This window comes from Nonomuraea sp. NPDC049709 (assembly GCF_040674815.1).
Classification (GTDB): domain Bacteria; phylum Actinomycetota; class Actinomycetes; order Streptosporangiales; family Streptosporangiaceae; genus Nonomuraea.
This window is the reverse complement of record NZ_JBFANM010000119.1, coordinates 1-17,680: the sequence shown is the minus strand read 5'-3', so window position 1 is coordinate 17,680 and position 17,680 is coordinate 1. Positions and strand designations below refer to the sequence as shown.

The 17,680-nt window shown below is 71.4% G+C and carries 14 protein-coding genes; 6 read left to right on the top strand and 8 right to left on the bottom strand.

Annotated elements, in window-relative coordinates:
* Positions 1-4: 4 nt before the first annotated feature.
* Positions 5-1,369: a HAMP domain-containing sensor histidine kinase gene (locus tag AB0J69_RS56845; protein WP_364136757.1), complete on the bottom strand. Its 1,365-nt coding sequence runs from the start codon at positions 1,367-1,369 to the stop codon at positions 5-7.
* A gap of 95 nt (positions 1,370-1,464) precedes the next feature.
* Positions 1,465-1,875, bottom strand: coding sequence for an organic hydroperoxide resistance protein (locus tag AB0J69_RS56840; RefSeq protein ID WP_364136755.1), 411 nt, complete (start codon positions 1,873-1,875; stop codon positions 1,465-1,467).
* An 82-nt stretch (positions 1,876-1,957) separates the two neighbouring features.
* Here AB0J69_RS56840 and AB0J69_RS56835 point away from each other — a divergent pair, with 82 nt between their 5' ends.
* The gene (locus AB0J69_RS56835; protein ID WP_364136753.1) at positions 1,958-2,527 is read left to right on the top strand and encodes a TetR/AcrR family transcriptional regulator; all 570 of its coding nucleotides are present in this window, start codon (positions 1,958-1,960) and stop codon (positions 2,525-2,527) included.
* Positions 2,528-2,537: 10 nt separating this feature from the next.
* Here the strand turns inward: AB0J69_RS56835 and AB0J69_RS56830 are convergent, their stop codons facing one another.
* The 3 genes from AB0J69_RS56830 to AB0J69_RS56820 all read right to left on the bottom strand — a co-directional run bounded on the left by AB0J69_RS56830 (position 2,538) and on the right by AB0J69_RS56820 (position 8,885).
* Positions 2,538-3,668, bottom strand: a complete 1,131-nt coding sequence (locus AB0J69_RS56830) for a HupE/UreJ family protein (protein ID WP_364136751.1) — start codon at positions 3,666-3,668, stop codon at positions 2,538-2,540.
* 60 nt (positions 3,669-3,728) lie between these two features.
* Positions 3,729-7,610, bottom strand: coding sequence for a metallophosphoesterase (locus tag AB0J69_RS56825; protein WP_364136749.1), 3,882 nt, complete (start codon positions 7,608-7,610; stop codon positions 3,729-3,731).
* Positions 7,611-7,883: 273 nt separating this feature from the next.
* Positions 7,884-8,885 (bottom strand): LacI family DNA-binding transcriptional regulator, encoded by a 1,002-nt coding sequence (locus AB0J69_RS56820; protein ID WP_364136748.1) that lies wholly within the window; start codon positions 8,883-8,885, stop codon positions 7,884-7,886.
* Between the two features lie 135 nt (positions 8,886-9,020).
* On the opposite strand from AB0J69_RS56820, the gene AB0J69_RS56815 reads away from it, so the two are divergent.
* The 3 genes from AB0J69_RS56815 to AB0J69_RS56805 are packed head-to-tail and all read left to right on the top strand — an operon-like array spanning position 9,021 to position 11,576.
* A complete protein-coding gene (locus AB0J69_RS56815) occupies positions 9,021-9,650 on the top strand; it encodes a carbohydrate ABC transporter permease (RefSeq protein ID WP_364136746.1) in 630 nt (209 codons plus the stop codon).
* Positions 9,651-9,669: 19 nt separating this feature from the next.
* Positions 9,670-10,461: a ThuA domain-containing protein gene (locus tag AB0J69_RS56810; protein ID WP_364136744.1), complete on the top strand. Its 792-nt coding sequence runs from the start codon at positions 9,670-9,672 to the stop codon at positions 10,459-10,461.
* Positions 10,458-11,576, top strand: a complete 1,119-nt coding sequence (locus tag AB0J69_RS56805) for a Gfo/Idh/MocA family oxidoreductase (protein ID WP_364136742.1) — start codon at positions 10,458-10,460, stop codon at positions 11,574-11,576. Before AB0J69_RS56810 ends, AB0J69_RS56805 begins: the two co-directional genes overlap by 4 nt.
* On the opposite strand, the gene AB0J69_RS56800 is transcribed toward AB0J69_RS56805, so the two are convergent.
* The gene (locus AB0J69_RS56800) at positions 11,554-13,188 is read right to left on the bottom strand and encodes a S28 family serine protease (protein WP_364136740.1); all 1,635 of its coding nucleotides are present in this window, start codon (positions 13,186-13,188) and stop codon (positions 11,554-11,556) included. The genes AB0J69_RS56805 and AB0J69_RS56800 overlap by 23 nt on opposite strands.
* Between AB0J69_RS56800 and AB0J69_RS56795 the strand changes: the two genes are divergently transcribed.
* Positions 13,187-13,327: a DUF4267 domain-containing protein gene (locus AB0J69_RS56795; RefSeq protein WP_364136738.1), complete on the top strand. Its 141-nt coding sequence runs from the start codon at positions 13,187-13,189 to the stop codon at positions 13,325-13,327. The genes AB0J69_RS56800 and AB0J69_RS56795 overlap by 2 nt on opposite strands.
* A 69-nt stretch (positions 13,328-13,396) precedes the next feature.
* On the opposite strand, the gene AB0J69_RS56790 is transcribed toward AB0J69_RS56795, so the two are convergent.
* Complete coding sequence (locus AB0J69_RS56790) at positions 13,397-14,410, bottom strand: hydroxyacid dehydrogenase (RefSeq protein ID WP_364136735.1); 1,014 nt, start codon at positions 14,408-14,410, stop codon at positions 13,397-13,399.
* A 160-nt stretch (positions 14,411-14,570) separates the two neighbouring features.
* Positions 14,571-16,436, bottom strand: a complete 1,866-nt coding sequence (locus AB0J69_RS56785) for a DUF2264 domain-containing protein (RefSeq protein ID WP_364136733.1) — start codon at positions 16,434-16,436, stop codon at positions 14,571-14,573.
* A gap of 135 nt (positions 16,437-16,571) precedes the next feature.
* Between AB0J69_RS56785 and AB0J69_RS56780 the strand changes: the two genes are divergently transcribed.
* A complete protein-coding gene (locus tag AB0J69_RS56780; RefSeq protein WP_364136731.1) occupies positions 16,572-17,648 on the top strand; it encodes a LacI family DNA-binding transcriptional regulator in 1,077 nt (358 codons plus the stop codon).
* The last annotated feature ends 32 nt before the right edge of the window (positions 17,649-17,680 follow it).

The window sequence follows — 17,680 nt, the reverse complement described above, 5'->3', positions numbered from 1 at the left end:
CGGCTCATTCCTCTTCGACCGGTATCCGCAGGACGAACCGGGCGCCGGAGTCGGAGTCCTCGATGGTCAGCGTGCCCAGGTGAGCCGTCGCGATCTCGCGGGCGATGGGCAGGCCGAGCCCGGTGCCGCCCACGTCGCGGCTGCGCGAGGCGTCCAGGCGGGTGAAGCGCTGGAAGACGACCTCGCGCTGGTCGGGGGCGATGCCGGCGCCGTCGTCGACGACCTCCAGCACGGCCTCGCCCCTCTGCCGCCGCAGGGTCACGATGATCTGCGACTCGGCGTGCCGCTCGGCGTTGTCCAGCAGGTTCGTCAGCAGGCGGGCCAGTTGCAGCCGGTCACCGTAGACGACCACGCCCGTCTCCAGCGTGGTGATGACCTGCTTGGCGCGCGGCCTGGCGGTCTCCTCGGCGGCCAGGTCGCCCAGGTCCAGGGGCTCGCGGTTGTCGGGGGCGCCGGAGTCGAGCTTGGTCAGCATGAGCAGGTCCGCGACGATGGCCTGCAGCCGGTCCAGGCTGGCCAGCACCTCGTGGCAGGTCTCCCGCCAGTCGACGTCCTCGGGGTGCAGCAGGGCGTCCTCGACCTGGGCGCGCATCGCGGTGATCGGGCTGCGCAGGTCGTGCGAGGCGTCACCGGCGAACCTACGCTGCCGCTCCATCGCCATCATCTGCTGCTCCAGCGCCGTCTCCAGCCGTTGCAACGTCTGGTTGCTGGTCTCGGCCAGGGCCCTGATCTCGTCGTCGTTGGTCGGGACGGGCACGCGCATCCCGCCGCCGCCGGCGGCGATCTCGGCCAGCCGCCTGGTGATGCTGCTGACGGGCGCGAGCGTCCTGGCCACCACCCGTGACACCCCGAACCAGGTCAGCAAGACCAGCACCGTCGTCACGCCGGCCTGGAACAGCAGGACCTCGGGGGCGATGTACCAGGGCACCGCCGGGAAGAAGGAGTAGATGACCCACTCGCCGTCCGGCTCGTAGGCGACGAGGGCCACCACCATCTCGCACCGGCGGGGGAAGGCCGGCAGGTCGCAGAGCGTCGCGGCGTCGTTGGCCTGGTCCTTGTGGGGGATCATCCTGGTCAGGCGGGGGTAGCCGGCCAGGTTCCGGGTCCAGGCGACCGGCCGCCCGCTCGGATCGACCACCTGGATGCCGTCGAGCCCGCCGGCGTCCAGCACCTGAGGCAGCCTCTTGCGCTTGACCATGAGCAGCACGCGCGTGGCCTTGCCGGACACCTCGTGCGCCCGGATGTCGGCCACCTCGTTGCGCACGCCGTACAGCACGAACGCGCTGACGACGATGTTCAGCAGCAACATCGCGATGCTGGCGAACAGCGCCAGCCGCGTCCGCAGCGACCGGCCCAACCGTGTGCTCACACGCCTCCCCCGCCGACCAGAAGATCACAGCGGGGGTGTTGGCGGCCAACTTCGGGAGATTCCTCGACAAATGCGGTTAAGGAGCTGGCCGCGGGCTACTCGATGACGAGGTTGACCGGGATGTTGCCGCGGGTGGCGTTGGAGTAGGGGCACACCTGGTGGGTGGCCTCGACGAGCTCGCGGGCCGCCTCCGGCGTGATGCCGTCGGGCAGCTCGACCCGGAGCGTCACGTCGAGCTGGAAGCCGCCCTTGCCGTTGGGCGACAGGCCGACCTCGGCCGTGACCGACGCCTCGGAGACGTCGATCTTCTGCTGCCCCGCCACCAGCCGCATCGCCGAGGCGAAGCAGGCGGAGTAGCCGGCGGCGAAGAGCTGCTCGGGGTTGGTGCCCTCGCCGTCGCCGCCCAGCTCCTTCTGCAGGGCCAGCTGGACGTCCAGCTTCCCGTCCGAGGAGACGGCGCGGCGGTCGCGCCCGGCGGAGGTGGCGATGGCGGTGTAGATGCTCATGTGATGGCCTCTCCAGGGTAGACAGACCTGTCTGTCCGTCGATGATCTGATAGTAGACAGACCTGTCTGGTATCGTCAACCTGTGAGCGCAGAAACGTTGGAGGGCGGCCGCCGGAGCCCGGCGCGTGACCGGGTCCTCGAAACGGCGCAGCGCCTGTTCTACGCGGAAGGTGTCCACTCGGTCGGGATCGACCGGATCATCGCGGAGGCGGGCGTCGCCAAGGCGACCTTCTACCACCATTTCCCGAGCAAGGACGAGCTCGTCCGCGCGTTCGTGACCATGCAGGCGTCCCGGCAGCGCGCGGTGGTCGCGGCGATGCGCGAGGAGTCGCCGTACGAGAGGCTGCGCGGCATCTTCGCCTACATGTGCGAGTTCGGCGCGGGCCCCGGCTACCGGGGCTGCCCCTTCGTCAACACCGCGGCCGAATATCCCGATCCGGCCCATCCGGTCCGCCAGGCCATCGCCGAGCACCGCCGCTGGAACCGCGAGCTGTACCGCGACCTGCTGGCCGGCGACGGCCGCCCCGACGCGGAGCGGCTGGCCGACATCCTCATGCTGCTGCGCGACGGGCTCGTGGTCGGATTCGACCTCGACGACCCCGTCACCGTCCGCGCCTCCGTGCAGGAGGCGCTGACCAGGGTGCTGGACTGAACCTGCCCCGTCAGAGCGGCAGCGGGACGCGGTCCAGGAACCAGTACACGCTGACCGCCACGATCGGGATCGACAGCGCGACCACCGCCCAGCGCGACCAGGACGTCCGGCGCAGCAGCACCAGCAGCGGGAAGAGCACGGCGATGATCGCGAGCTGGGTCACCTCGATGCCGACGTTGAAGCTCAGCAGCGACAGCAGCAGCTCCCACGACCCGCTCCGGTCGATGTCCAGCGCGCCCGCGAAGCCCAGGCCGTGCACCAGGCCGAAGGCGAAGACGATCGGCAGCCGCCACCTGCCCAGCCGGTCCTCCTCCCGGCCCAGCAGGTTCGCCAGCGCCACGACGACGATCGACGCCGCGATGACCGGCTCGACGATCTCGCCGGGCACGTCCACGACCCCCATCGCGGCCAGGAGGAACGTGATGCTGTGGGCGGCGGTGAAGGCGGAGGCCGTGATGACGACGTCGCGCAGGCGGCGCGCGCCGATCAGCAGCGCCAGCAGGAAGAGGACGTGGTCGAGGCCGAACAGCAGGTGCTCGGCGCCGAGCACGAAGAACTCCCCGACCTGGCTCGCGGCCTGGCGCTCGCCGACCCGCAACGTGGGGCTCCGGGCGACCAGGACGGCCGAGCCCTTCTCCCCGTCGAGCTCGTAGCGGACGAGCGTCTCCGTGCTGTGCACGAACGTCTCGGCGTCGGGGAACAGCGCGCTGGAGATCGCGTGGGTCCCCCCGGGCTCGCCCGGGCAGGCGTAGTCGAGGGTCAGCACCGCGAAGGCGGCCTTGCCGCGCGGGCGCACGTCCGCGGCGCCCGCCATCGTGGGCGCGCAGGGCCGGTCGTCGTACGCCACGGCGAAGCGGCGGGTGACGTAATCGAGCACGGCGGCGCGGTTGAGCTCCAGCTGGCGCAGCTGCTCGGCCCGATCCTCGGCCTCGTACGCCTCCGCGTATAGCCAGGCCGACTTCATGAGCAGGTCGTACTCGAGGTCGAGCACGACCTTGACACCCGTGCCGGTGCCGGTGCCGGTGACAGTGGCGTGGGCGGTCGTGGTCGCATCGTGCGCCGCCGCCGGGGCGGGACGCATCAGGCCGGTCAGCCCGGCGGCCAGGACGAGGGTGAGAACGACGGCGGGCAGCCGGTGCATGTCTCGGTTCTCCAGGGGGAAGGCCGCCCCGGGCCCGTGCCCGGGGCGGCGATTTGCCGGCTAGCGGGTGAACCAGCGGTGCATGGGCGAGTCCGGGCCCCACGTGCCGGGGCGGCCGTGCTCGTCCTTGGTGACGAAGACGCTCGGCTCGGAGGCGGTCACGCCGCCGCCCGCGGAGCGCGCCGTGACGAACCAGGCGTAGGCCGTGTCGTCCTTGAGGCGGTCCCAGGTCACCGAGGCGACCTGGCCCGACGCGACCTTGCTCTTACCGATGATCCGGGTCGGCTTGTAGAGCGCGAGCGAGTCGGTCTGCAGCGTCGTCGTACGGGAGGTGAGGTCGACCGGCAGCACCATGTTGTCCTCGAGGCCGTTGTACCGGCGTGCCGGGTCGTACTCGTTGGCGCCGAAGTCGTTGAGCAGCGGCGAGTAGGTGTCCACGCTCAGCTCCGCCCGCTTGACGTCGAACTGCAGCAGCCGGAAGAAGCTCGCGCCGAACTGGAGCTGGTCCTCCGGCCGGTAGCCGCCGATCTCGGTGAGCCCGAGCCGGTCGGCCGACACCGTGTAGAACTGGTAGTCCGCCAACAGCTCGACGACACCGTTGCCGACCTGGCCCACCTTGGGCTTCACGTTGGTCCCCACGCCGTGCTCGTGACCGGCGAGGATGAGGAAGACGTTCGGGTTCTTCTCGACCACCGTCTTGTACAACATCGACCCGTCGGGGGCGGCGAAACCGGCGCCGCGCCCGTCGGGGTTCGTGCTCGGCACGAGGTAGTCGTGCGAGAGCAGGATGCCGTTGCGGTTGGGGAACTTCTTGAAGACGGAGTCGGCCCATTCGGCCTCCTCCCGCGTCACCCCGTACGACAGGCCGACCACGACGAAGTCCAGCCCGCCCGCGGAGAACAGGTCGTAGTGGTTCTGGTTGTCGCCCTCCTTCCACGGGCCGCCGTACTTGGCGTGCTGCCAGCCCTGCGACACGTCCTGGTAGCGGGTGGGGCCGTAGTACTTGTTGTAGATCGCCTCCGGCCCGTTCTCGGTGCCCGACTGGTTGTCGTGGTTGCCGGCGATCACGCCGTTCGGGATGCCCGCGTCGTCCAGCACGCGCTGCTGCTTCGACGACACCTCGAACTCGCCGGTGACCTGCCGCTGCGTGGCCTCGTCGGCGGGCTTGCGGATGTTGTTCTCGATGATGTCGCCGGTGTGGGCGACGTAGGAGATCTTGCGCTGGTCCTTGTTGGCGCTGATCCAGTTGACGATGCCGGCGTAGGCCGACTCCCACACCGCGCGCTCCTCGGCCGCCTCCTGCTCGACCGCGCCCTCGGAGAGGTACTGCGTGTCGGTGAAGTGCACGATCGAGAAGTCGTACGTGGCGGGGTCGGCGAAGCCGTTCGGGTCACCCGGCTCGATGTCGTCGGCGAACGGGTCCTCGCCCGTCACCATGACGTGGACCTGCTGCCCGTCGATGTAGTCGCCGTCCACGACGGCCGTGAGCACGGTCTTGCCCTCGGCGGCGCCGCGGCCGCTGGTGAGCAGGTCCCACGCCTTGGTCTTCGTGTTCCACACCCGCAGGGACGCCAGGCGCTCGGGGTCGACGGCGCCCTCCCAGCGCAGCACCGGGGCGTCCACGTGACCCTTCACCTGGACGTCGAAACGCTGGTAGACGACGTCCTGCCCGGCGGGCGCGTCGAGCGTCCGGTTGTCGGCGGGCTCCAGCGCGTCCGTCCTGGCCCGCTGCTCCCCCGGGACCCGCAGGGTCGTCGGGAGGGACTTGGCCGTGCCCTGGTACGCCTGGTTCGGGGTCAGGATCTCGGCCTGCGAGAACGTCGCCGTCACCTGGCCGCCGTCGGGTTCGGACACCTTCGCCGAGAGCGTGGCCGGGTCCGAGACGTCCACGGCCCCCAGGGCGGGGGTCAGCTCGGCGGGGACGTCCGGGATGCCCGCGGACTCGAACACGATCTCGTGGGTCGTGGCGTTCCCGAGCCCGTCCGCGCCGGTCACCGCCAGGGTGTGCGGGCCCGCCTTGAGCCCGGGGCCCACCGGGACGCCCAGCTCGATCGGCCGGCCGTCGAGCTTGACGTCCGGCCCGGACACGACGCCGGAGGCGTCCTCCAGCTTGACGTCCAGCACGACGGAGGCGGTGATCTTCTCGGCCGCGGCCGGGACGCTCTTGGCGACCTTCGGCGCCGAGTTGTCGGTGAGCAGCAGGCGGGTGGCGGCCTCGCCCGTGCTCGACGTGGCGGCGATGGTGTGCTTGCCGTCCTTGACGGCCGTGGTGTCGAGGTCGGCGCGCAGGCCCCGGGCCGGCGCGTCCACGAGGAACTCCAGGTCGATCTCGGTCAGCGGGTTCACCGTGTCGCCGCAGTTGCCGTCGCCCATGCCGTACGACGCCTTGAGCATCTGGCCGGTGGCCGTGCCCTGCGCCGGGGTGAGGGCGATGTTCGAGATCGTGAAGTCGTCGCGGTTGTTGCCGCACGACGTCGGGAAGGTGCCGGCCACGAGGTCGATCGTGTTCCAGCCGGGCACCAGGAACTCGTTCGGGATCGTGAGATCGACGCGCTTGCTCACGAAGTCGCCGTCCAGCACGACCTTCTGGCCGTTGACCAGCACGAAGTTCTGGTAGCGCGCCTCGATCGAGTTGCTGCCCACGTTGAAGCCGAGCTTGGCCTCGCCCGAGCCGAGCGTCTCGGCGACGTGCACCGCCGGGGCGTCGATCGTGTAGCGCAGCTCGGCCTCGCGCAGGGCGGTCTGGCTGCTGCCGCAGGTGCCGTCGCCCATCTCGTACGACGGCTTGATGTCCTGGCCCGTCACGGTGGCGCCGTCGAGGGTGAGGCCGAGGTTCGAGATCACGAAGTCGTCGCGGTTGGTGCCGCAGGTCTCCTTGTAGTCCCCGGTGACGACCTTGATCGTGTTGTCGCCGGGCACCAGGAACCTGGCCGGCACCGCGACCGTCGCGCGCCCGCTCGCCCAGGTGCCGCCCAGGTCGATGCGCTTGCCGTTGACCAGCAGGAAGTTGTCGAACTTGTCGTCGACCGAGTCCGCGCCCACGTCGAAGGCGAACATCGCGGCGCCGTTGCCCAGCGTGGCCTTCGTGACCGGCTTCTCACCGTCCACGGTGAGCGACTTGACGCCGCCCTCGCCGCTCGCCGGGACCGTCGCGAAGACCGGCTTGGTGCCGGCAACCAGTGTGCCGTCCGTCGGGAGCAGCCGCGGCGCCCCGGCCGGGGCGTTGTTCACGGTCACGGTGTTCTTGACGGTCACGCCGGCCGCGGTCGTGGCGCTGAGGACGTGCTCGCCGTTGGCCAGCGTCGTGGTGTCCACGTCCGCGGCCAGGCCCGTGGTGCCCTGCGGGTCGCCCAGGGTGAAGAACTTGAGCGTGGCGCGCTTCAGCAGCGAGGTGTTCGTGCCGCAGCTGCCGTCACCGAACGAGAACGTGTACGGGTTGTCCTCACCGTCGGCGACCTCGCCGAGCAGTTCGAGGCCAACGTCGGACAGCACGAAGTCGTCGTAGTTGGTGCCGCACGACGACTGGATCGCGCCGACGACGATCTCGACGGTGTTCTCGCCCTTGACGAGGTGCTCGTTCGGGACCTCGATGGTCGCCCGCTGGTTGACGAAGTTGCCGATCTCACTCTTGTAGGCGCCGTTGACCAGCACGTAGCTGTGGTACTGCGCCTCAGTGGAGTTGGAGCCGACGTCGAAGCCGAGCCTGGAGACGCCGACCGTACGGGTGGCGTTCAGCGCGGTGTCGTCGATGGCGAGCTTCGTGACGCTGTCACCGGCCGCGGTCGGGACCGCCGCGGCCTTCACCGTCCCCTCGAGGTACGAACCGCTCGCGGGGGTGAGCGTCGGCGGGCTCTGGGTGCCGGTCGGGGCCGGGGTGGGCCGTCCCCGCTCCTGCTCGCCGGGGGCGGGATCGGCGTACGCCGCCGTCACGAGACTGCTCACGAGCAACGCCGCGAGCACGCCGGCCGTGGCGAGCCGTCCCCGTTTCCGTAAGCCACCCAGTGATTTCCGTGATGCCAATGGCTGCATCGGGTGCAGTCCCTTCTCGAACGTTCTGAGCAACCGATCAGGCGGCTTGCCCTAGCGCGGACACATTGGAGCGCGCGAGTGAACGTTGAGCATGGAGTGGCTGAAGGGAACAGAAAATGTCCCCTCATTCTGGTCATCTGTCACGAGACAGGACCAAGTGGGTTACAAATCGGACGTATCCGACAGTCAGCGGCGGGCGGGGCCGACCGACTGGCCCGGCACGAGCGTGCAGGGGATGAGGAGGTGCGGGGGCACGTCCTGGACGCCTTCGAGCTGGTCGATCAGCGCGTCGGCGGCGAGGCGGCCGAGCCGCGGGGCCGGCGCGGCCATGACGGTCAGGGCCGGCTCGATCATCTCGCCGAGCTCGCGCGTGGTCGCCGCCGAGATGACGGACAGGTCGTCCGGGATCGACCGGCCGAGCGCCCGCACCCCCTTGACCAGCCCCGCCGAGGCGCCCTCGTTGACCAGGATGACGGCCGTCGCCTCCGGGAACTCCGCGCCGAGCACGCGAGCGGCCTCCCGCCCGCCGGCCGACGTGCCCTCCACCGCGATGACGGCGGGCGGCCCGCCGAGGGGCGCGATCGCGTCGAGGTAGGCGGATTCGACCCGCCTGATCCGGCCGGGCTCGTTTCCCTTCGTCACCTGGGTGACCAGCGCGACGCGCTCGTGGCCGAACGAGCGGAGGTGGGCGACCGCCTGGTCGATCGTGGTGGCGAAATCGATGTCGACGTACGGCAGGTCGTCGTCCTCGGTCCGGCCGATCAGCGCGAACGGGACCCGCGAGGCGAGCAGCCGCTCGACCCGGGAGTCGCGGATCTGCACCTCCATGAGCAGCGCGCCGTCGACGAGACCGCCCGCGAGCAGGTGTGACATCTGCTCGTCGTCGTTGACCGGCCACAGCACCAGGTCGTAGCCGCGCTCGCGGGCGCCGTGCGCGGCGCCCATGACGAACTGGATCACCGTGGCGTTGGCCCGGGACTCGAGGTCGGGGTGGAGCAGAGCGAGGATGCGCGTGCGCGAGCTGGCCAGCGCGCGGGCGACGACGTTGCGCCGGTAGTTGAGCTCCTCGATGGCCGCCTCGATGCGGGCCCGGGTCTCCGGCGCGACGCGCTTGGTGCCGTTGATGACGAAGGAGACCGTGGCGATGGAGACGTTTGCCCGCTGGGCGACGTCGCGCATCGTGACCATGGGTGCCGCCTCCCGGGGGACCTGGCGAAGCACTGCGACTATAGCGCAGCGTATTCGACAAATTCTCTTAACGTGTTGTTGACATCACAGTTGGATGAGCGCAACATACTTCACAAGCATGCGCGGTTAAGCGCTTTGATACGCGGGACCGCGCCTCCCCGTCAACCCCCTCTCCAATCCCGAAGCCCCCTGGTCATCGCCACCCCCGCCGCCTACGGCCTGTCCCGCTTCCGCACCCCCGGCACCAAGGTGTTCCTCCTGGTGCTGCTGATCGCCCAGATGATCCCCGCCATGGTCATCGCCAACGCGCTCTATCCCCTGTTCAACTCGCTCTTCCTGATCAACAACGTCTTCGGCCTGATCCTCGCGAACACGGCGGCCGGCATCCCCTTCGCGGTGCTGCTCATCCGCGCGTTCATGGGCGCCGTCCCACGGGCGCTCGTGGAGGCGGCGATGGTGGACGGGGCCGGCAGTCTCCGGGCGTTCGTCTCGATCGTCGTACCGATCAGCAAGAACGCGATCGTGACCGCCGGCCTGTTCACGTTCCTGTCGGCGTGGAGCGACTTCCTCTTCGCCCTCACCCTGACCAGCACCCCCGAGGTACGGCCGATCACGCTCGGCATCTACGACTACATCAGCGCGAACTCGCAGGACTGGGCCACCGTGATGGCCACGGCGGTGCTCGCCTCCATCCCGGCGGGCCTGCTGCTGATCTTCGCGCAGCGCTACATCGCGGCGGGCGCCGTCAGCGGTGCCGTCAAATGACTCCGGAAAGGAAGACCGCATGAACAGCACCCGACCCCCGCACGTCACGGTGTGGGGCGAGAACCGGCACGAGCAGGTCGAGCCCAAGGTGGCCGAGATCTACCCCGACGGCATGCACAACGCCATCCGGCGGGGCATCGAGGCCCGGCTCGGAGCGCGGGCCACCGTCGCCACGGCCACGCTCGACGACCCCGAGCACGGCCTGACCGAGGAGGTGCTCGCGAACACCGACGTGCTCACCTGGTGGGGGCACGCCGCCCACGGGGAGGTGTCCGACGAGGTGGTCGAGCGGGTGCACCGGCACGTCCTGTCCGGCATGGGCCTGGTGGTGCTGCACTCCGGCCACTGGTCGAAGATCTTCACCAGGCTCATGGGCACCACGTGCACGCTGCGCTGGCGCAGCGAGAACGACCGCGAGCTGGTCTGGACGGTCAACCCGGCCCATCCCATCGCGCGCGGCGTGCCGCACCCCATCGAGATCCCCGCCCAGGAGATGTACGGCGAGCAGTTCGACATCCCGGAGCCCGACGAGCTGATCTTCATCAGCTCCTTCAGCGGCGGCGAGGTGTTCCGCAGCGGCTGCACCTTCCGGCGCGGCAACGGCAAGATCTTCTACTTCAGCCCCGGTGACCAGGACTACCCCGTCTACCACCACCCCGACGTGCTCCAGGTCATCGCCAACGGGGCCGAGTGGGCGGCCGGCGACCGCGCGCGGCGCGAGCTGCCGACCCTGCTCCGCTACGAGACGGGCGACTTCTTCAACGGGCACGGCTACCGCGGCGCCATGAGCAACAAGGAGCACGCCGAGTGAGCGACCCCATCGTTCCCGGGCGCCCGATCCGCGTCGTGCAGGTGGGAGCGGGCTCGATGGGCCTGGCCTGGCTGCGGACCCTGACCGCGGCCGGCGGCGTCGAGGTGGTCGGGGTGGCCGACCTCGACGTCGGGCGGGCGGAGGCGGCCGTACGCGATGCCGGCTGCGACGCCAAGGCGGGCGCCTCGCTCGGCGACCTGCTCACGGCCACCGAGCCGGACGCCGTCGTGAACGTCACGATCCCGGCGGCCCACAGCGAGGTCAGCATCGAGGCGCTCTTCGCCGGCGTGCCCGTCCTCTGCGAGAAGCCGGCCGCGCCGACCCTGGCCGAGGCGCTCGTCCAGGCGGCGGCCGCCGAGGCGGCCGGGCGGCTGCTGATGATCAGCCAGTCGCGCCGTTACTACGCCGCCCTGGCGGAGTACCGCCGCCGGATCGCCCGGCTCGGCCCGCCCGGCCTGCTCACCACCGGTTTCTTCCGGGCCCCGCGGTTCGGCGGGTTCCGGGACGAGATGGACCAGCCGCTCCTGGTCGACATGGCCATCCACGCCTTCGACGCGGCCCGCTACCTGCTCGGGGCGGAGCCGGTCTCGGTCATGTGCGAGAGCTGGAACCCCGCCTGGAGCTGGTACCGGGGCGACGCGGCGGCCACGGCGAGCTTCCTCTTCAACGAAGGCACCCGTTACGTGTTCACCGGCAGCTGGTGCGCCGACGGGCTGGAGACGTCCTGGAACGGCGAGTGGCGGGCCGTCGGCCCCGGCGGCACCGCGACCTGGGACGGCGAGCGGCGCGTCACCTCCGCACCCGGCGACGCGGCCGACGTGCCGCCCGGCGAGCACGAGCAGATCGCCGGGGCGCTGCGGGAGTTCGTCGCGGCGCTGCGCACGGGCGCGCGGCCGTCCGGGACGATCTCCCGCAACCTCCTCAGCCTGGCGATGGTCGAGGCGGCGGTCCGCTCCGCCGGGTCGGGCCGGCGGGTGGAGATCGGCGCGCTGCTGGAGCAGGCGTACCGGGACGCGCTGACTCTTCCCGTCCGCGCGGAGATCCGTGCGCGGCTGGAGTCCTGGGGCACGCCTGCTTCGGCACTGGCCCGGCTCAGCGGGTCCGGCGACCGGTGAGCATGTCGTCGGCGGGCAGGTCCGCCGCCTCGGGGAGCCGCTGGGCCAGCGGCGGCTCCGCCCAGCGCCGCAGCGTGGCCGTCGCCGCCGCGCGGTCCGCCTCGGTCAGGCGGGCGATGCTGGCCCCGTGGTTCGATCCGGGCGCGACGTACAGATGGGAGTCGCGTCCGCTCGGGGTGAACCGCTCGGCGCTCCACGGGTCGTTCTCGCCGTAGACGAACAGCATGCGCTCCGACCGGGTACGCACCCAGCGGTCCACGTCGAGCATGGGCCGCGGGTCGTGCCGGGAGCGCAGCTCGGCGGGCAGCACCGAGTTGGGCTGGTAGAGGCCGCGGTATCGGGTCAGCCCGCGCAGGTGCCGGAAGGCGAGGTCGGGCCAGCCGAGCTGGGTGGCCGCCTGGTAGTAGTACGGCAAGTAGTAGTCCAGGCCCTGGTCGGTGTAGAAGCCGAAGAAGGCGACCCCGTCGATCCAGGCGTACAGCTCCGCGTCCGTGGCGGTCGTGGGCGGCACGGAGGGGCAGTCGTCCACGGAGAGGTACTGCCAGAACGCCCACGCCGTGTCGAGGATCGTCATCTCGAACGACCGGTCGGCGCTGCCGAGCGTCCTGGTGAAGGTGTAGCCGTTGCGCGCGGCGTCCGCCTCCAGCAGCGCCACCATCCGGTCGCGCCGCTTGAGCGCCTCGCGCTGCACGTTCTCCAGCGCGGTCCGGCAGGACTCGGGGCCGACGCGGGCGAAGAACCGGTCGTACTGGTGGTCCAGGGGGTTCACCGGGTCGTTGGGGGCGACGTAGGCCACCACGCCGTCCACGTCGCCGGGGTAGAAGCGGCGGTGGTAGACCGAGGTCATGCCGCCCTTGCTCGCGCCGGTCTGGATCCACTTGCCGGAGTAGATCGTCTTGAGCGCCTGGACGATCCGGTGCTCGTCCGTCGCCTCCTGCCAGATGGTCAGGTCGTCCCAGTCGGCCGGGGCCGGGCGGGAGGTGCGGAAGAAGCGGTGCTCGACGGAGACCTGGTTGCCGTCGAGGAGCTGGGTCGGCTCCGTGCGCGAGGCCGTCGGGTTCACCGGCAGGCCGTACCCGCCGGTGTAGAGGACGACCGGCGCCGCGGTGGAGCGGTGGAGCAGGGTGAGCCGCTGCTGGAAGGTCCCCTTGGCCGGGTCGCGGTGGTCGGCCGGCTGGGTGAAGGTCAGGACGAAGAACCGGTAGCCGGCCGGCTGGGACTCCGACACCACCGTCAGCCCGGGGATGGCCTTGAGCCGGTCCAGCAGGTCGTCCTGGGCGGCGGCGGGAAGGGCTTGCAGGGTGAGGGCCGTCACGAGGGTCGTCACGAGGGCCATCGCGGCCGCCAGCGCGGCCAGTAACCGGGATCGCACGGTTTTCGACTCCTTGCGGGGAGGCTGCTCGGCGGGAGACTGCTCGGAGGAGGGGCAGTACGGCCCGACGGTATACCGATCACTCCCGTCCGAACAGACCATCCGGCCGCCGAGCGTGAGGGTCGCCAGGCCGTGCAGCGCGGCCCGGTACGCCTCGGTCAGCAGGCCCAGGTCGTCTCCACCCGCGTGCGGGCGGACGGCCTCGCCCAGCTCGTCGAGGCGCGCCGAAGCGTGGTTCATGCTGGTCGTCGCGCTGGTCCCGCTGGGCGACACCCTGATCGTGCTGCGCAACGGCAGGACGAAGGCGGTCGCGTTGGGCATCCACTTCGCGACCGCCGTGGTCGTTCTGATCAGCTCCGCCCTGCTCTTCGCCGTCTGAACCCCTGGAGCCGATCACCACGCCCAGGGCGAGGACCGGGTTCCGGTGCCCGTGGAGCCGTGCCCCGCGTCAGGCGATGTACGGGAGCTGCTCCAGCTCCACCTGCCCGAGCAGCGGCCTGCCGCCGAGGAACCGGCTCACCTCGGCCACGGCGAACTCGCCGAGCCGCCGCGTCTCGCGGCCCTGCGCACCCGCCAGATGCGGGGTGATCAGGACGTTGGGCAGGGCGAAGAGCGGGTGGCCCGGCGGCAGCGGCTCGGGGTCGGTGACGTCGAGGACGGCGGAGATCCGGCCGGTGGCGCACGACCGGGTCAGCGCGTCGGTGTCGATCAGGGAGCCGCGGGCGGTGTTGATGACCACCGCGCCCTCGGGCAGGAGGCCCAGACGCCGGGCGTCGAGCAGGTGGCGGGTCTCGGGCAGGGCGGGCGCGTGCACGGTGACGAGGTCGGCGCGGCGGCAGAGGTCGTCCATGCCCACGGACTCTGCGCCCAGCTGCGCGGCTTCGCCCGCGCTCACGTAGGGGTCGTAGAGCAGCACCTCGACCTCGTACGCCCGCAGCCGGCGCAGGACGTGGCGGCCGATGCGGGAGGCGCCGATGACGCCGACGGTGCAGTCGTGCAGCCCGGTGCCGTCGCCGGGCAGCCAGTCCCGCGGCGTGCCCTCGACGGCGGCGGCGTAGCGGCGGGCGCGGCTGAACGCCTGCTTGGCACCCAGGACCAGCATGGCCATGGTGTAGTCGGCCACCGGCACGGCGTTCGCCTCGGCGGCGGAGGAGACCACGATCCCCTGCTCGAACACGACGGGATCGACGCGCGCCTTGACGGTGCCGGCGGCGTGCACGAGGGCGCGCAGCCGCGGCGCGGCGGCCAGCACTCCGGCGTCGATGTGCGGGCAGCCCCAGCCGGTGAGCAGGATCTCCGCCTCCGCGAGGGCGGCGGCGGCCGCCGGGCCGTCGAACGAGGTGAACGTCGTCGCCGGGTCGATGTCGACCAGCTGCCGCAGCCGGGTGAGGAGGTCGGCGGGGAAGACGCCGCCGAACGCCCAGGGGGCGAGGGCGAAGACCGCGACGGGTCGCCGTGGCACGGAGTGAGCTCCTATCGGTGGGCGAGCAGGGTGGAACGGGTGAAAACGCTTCCATGAACGAGCGTACTTCACCGATACCCGCATCCGCATCACATGATAATTGACCGTTTTGAGCAGGACAGGACGTCCAGATGGCTGCCGACGATGCCGTGTAAGCGTTTTATCTAATGAACGTGCACGTGGGGGTGTCGTGAAGGTGGACCGTGGCCGTGTCGCCGCCGGGCAGGGTCAGCTGGACCAGGGCGTCGCCCTCGACGTGGACGGCCGGGGCCGGAGGGTGCATGCCCGGGCCCGCCAGCCACACCAGGGTGACGTACAGGGCGACGCCTCCCGGGTGGGCCTGCGCGATCGCGTAGGGGGTGGCGGAATGCGGGCCGTAGGCGTTGCCGCCCGCGCCCGTGGCCAGGCCGGTGCCCGTGTAGCCGTGCAGGGCGCGTACCGCGGTGGTGAGCCCGTCCGGGCGGCGGGCCAGCGCCAGGTCGCCCTCCTCGCTCAGGGCGAGCGGGAGTGCGGCGGCCAGGGCGTGGCCCCCGTCGCGCACCTGGTGGCCGGCGGGGGCGGTGACCCGGTGGATCCGGATCTCCGTCGCGCCGTCCACGACCGAGGCCGTCACCACGCGGACGGGGCCGTCCTGGTAGGCCGAGGCGGCGAAGCGGTCCGAGACGGCGAGGGGTTCGATGCGCCGCCGGAGCGAGGGGGTCCCGTCGGGTGCGATGACGGCCAGGTGGTTGTCCACGCCCTTGGCGGTCCCCAGTTCGGGCCCCGTGTGGCTGGTGTAGGCGTACTTGAGGTAGTGCGGGTCTGGCACGCCGTCCGGGTGCCGGACGCGGTCCCGGTCGCTGCCGTGGTTGACGAGCCGCACTACGCCGTCCGCCCGGGTGGCGTGCAGCAGCCAGCCGGGGGCGGCCATGGTCACGGTCTGGTCGGCCAGGTCGACGGGGGCCGCCTGCTCGGGTTCGGTCCAGACCGGGTGGGCCGGCGGCAGGAGCAGGCCGAGGAACGCCTTGCTGGCCCAGTACGGCGACGCCGGTCCCGAGTAGTCCTGCGTGACCGGCAGGAAGGGGTCGTACCAGCCGAGGGTGAGCAGGCCGCGCTCGTCCGGCGCGCCCCGCTCGGCGAAGTGGCGCAGGACGCCGCTGGCGATGCGGCGGGTCCGGCCGGGCGGGAGCGGGGAGGCCCCGGTCAGCGCGCCCAGCCACAGCGGCGCCACCGTCGCGAACCGGTAGGTCAGCGAGCGCCCCTGGTGCACGGGCCCGCCGTCGGCGGCGAAGAAGTGCTGGTACTGGTCGAGGAAGCGGTGCAGCCGGGCCGCGTAGAGCTCCTGCCGGACGATGTCGCCGGACATCCGCGCCCACAGCGACGGGTAGAGGTGCAGGGCCCAGCCGCAGTAGTAGTCGAAGTTCTTGCCCTTGCCGTCGGAGTACCAGCCGTCACCGGCGTACCACTCCTCGATCCGCTCCAGCCCGCCGGCGATCTCCCCCGGCGAGTACGGCCCGCCCACCTCGGCCAGGAACTGTTCGACGATCACCCGGAACAGCACCCAGTTGTTGTCCGGCGTGCGCCGCCCGACGAACCCGGCCAGCCACTCCACCACCCGCTCCCGCACGGCGGGCGGCAGCCGGTCGAACAGCCACGGGCGGGTCTCGTGCAGCGCCAGCGCCACCGAGGCGGCCTCGACGAGCTGCTGCGACATGTCGGCCAGGGCCGGCCAGGCATACGGGTGCGCCGGGTCGGTCCCGGCGGCCAGGCCGCTCGCGTACCGCTCCAGCAGTTCCGGCGGCACCTGCCCGCCCGCGCCGGCGATCCGGAAGGCCGCGAGCAGGAACGTGCGGGCGAAGCCCTCCAAACCGTCGCTCACCGGCCCCGACCTGCTGGTCCTGCCGGGCAGGCGGAACTGGGCGAAACCGTCCGAGGCGTACGGCACCACGGAGTCCAGCAGGTGATCCGCCATGGCCTCCCAATGTGCCCGGGTCCAGCCGGTGTGGCCGGACAGTCGTACGTCGGGGGCGGGAAGGCTCAGTGGCATGACCGCAATCCTAGAACAGCTGCTGTAAGCGTTTTAACGTCGGGGTGGGAGCGGTGATTTGACACCGCGACAACCAGCGGGAACCATCACGCGTAAGCGGTTTACCAGCAAGTTTCAGCGCCACGTGGAGGTGAGATGGTCCGGCGTCCGGCGTCCGGCGAGGAGGGGCCCAGGCCGACGACGATCCGCGACGTGGCGGCGCACGCGGGCGTGTCCGTGGCCACGGTCTCCCGGATTCTGTCCGGCACCTACCCCAGCGCGCCCGCCACCCGCGGCAAGGTGATGAAGGCGGTCCGCGAGCTGGACTACGTGGCCAACGCCAACGCCCGAGGGCTGGCCGGGGCGAGCAGCCGCAGCGTCGCCATCGTGGTCAACTCCGTCGTCTCGCCCCACTACGCCCACGTCGCGCAGGGCGTGCAGACGCAGGCCGCGCTCGAGGGCAAGCTGTGCATCGTCGGCACCACGGGCGGCGACCCGGAGCGCGAGCTCGCCACGGTCCAGCTCATGCGCCAGGAACACGCCGAGTGCGTGATCCTCGTCGGCAACGTCGTCGCCGACGAGGCCTACCGCGAGCGCATGGCCGAATACGCCCGCGCCCTGGCGGGGGCCGGCTCGCGACTCGTCCTGTGCGGCCGCCCGGCGCTCGGCCCCGACGTGCCCGCCCTCGTCGTCGAGTACGACAACACCGGCGGGGCCCACGCCATCACCAGCCACGTGCTCTCGGCCGGCCACCGCCGCATCCTCTTCCTCGGCCGCCGCGACGGCTACACCACCCCCGACAGCCGCATCGCCGGCTACCGCAGGGCGCTGGCCGACTTCCACGTGCCCCACGACCCCGGCCTGGAGGTCGAGGGCACGATGGAGCGCGACGAGGGCCACCGCATGATCCGCGAGCGCCTCGCGACCGGGCCACGCGACTTCACCGCCGTCTTCGCCGGCAACGACCTCATCGCCGCCGGCGCCCGCCAGGCGCTGCGCGAGCACGGGCTGCGCGTGCCCGACGACGTCTCCATGGTCGGCTTCGACGACCTGCCGCCCTCGGCCGACATCGACCTCACCACCGTGCACGTGCCGCACGAGGAGCTGGGCCGCACCGCCGTACGCCTGGCCCTCGAACGCGGCAAGTCAGGCAACCCGGCCCAGCACGTCATGCTCGGCACCCACATCGTCGTCCGCGACTCGGTCCGCCCGGTAAGGCCCGAATCTTCATGATCTAGAAGCGGCGGCGGCCCGCGGGCCGCCGC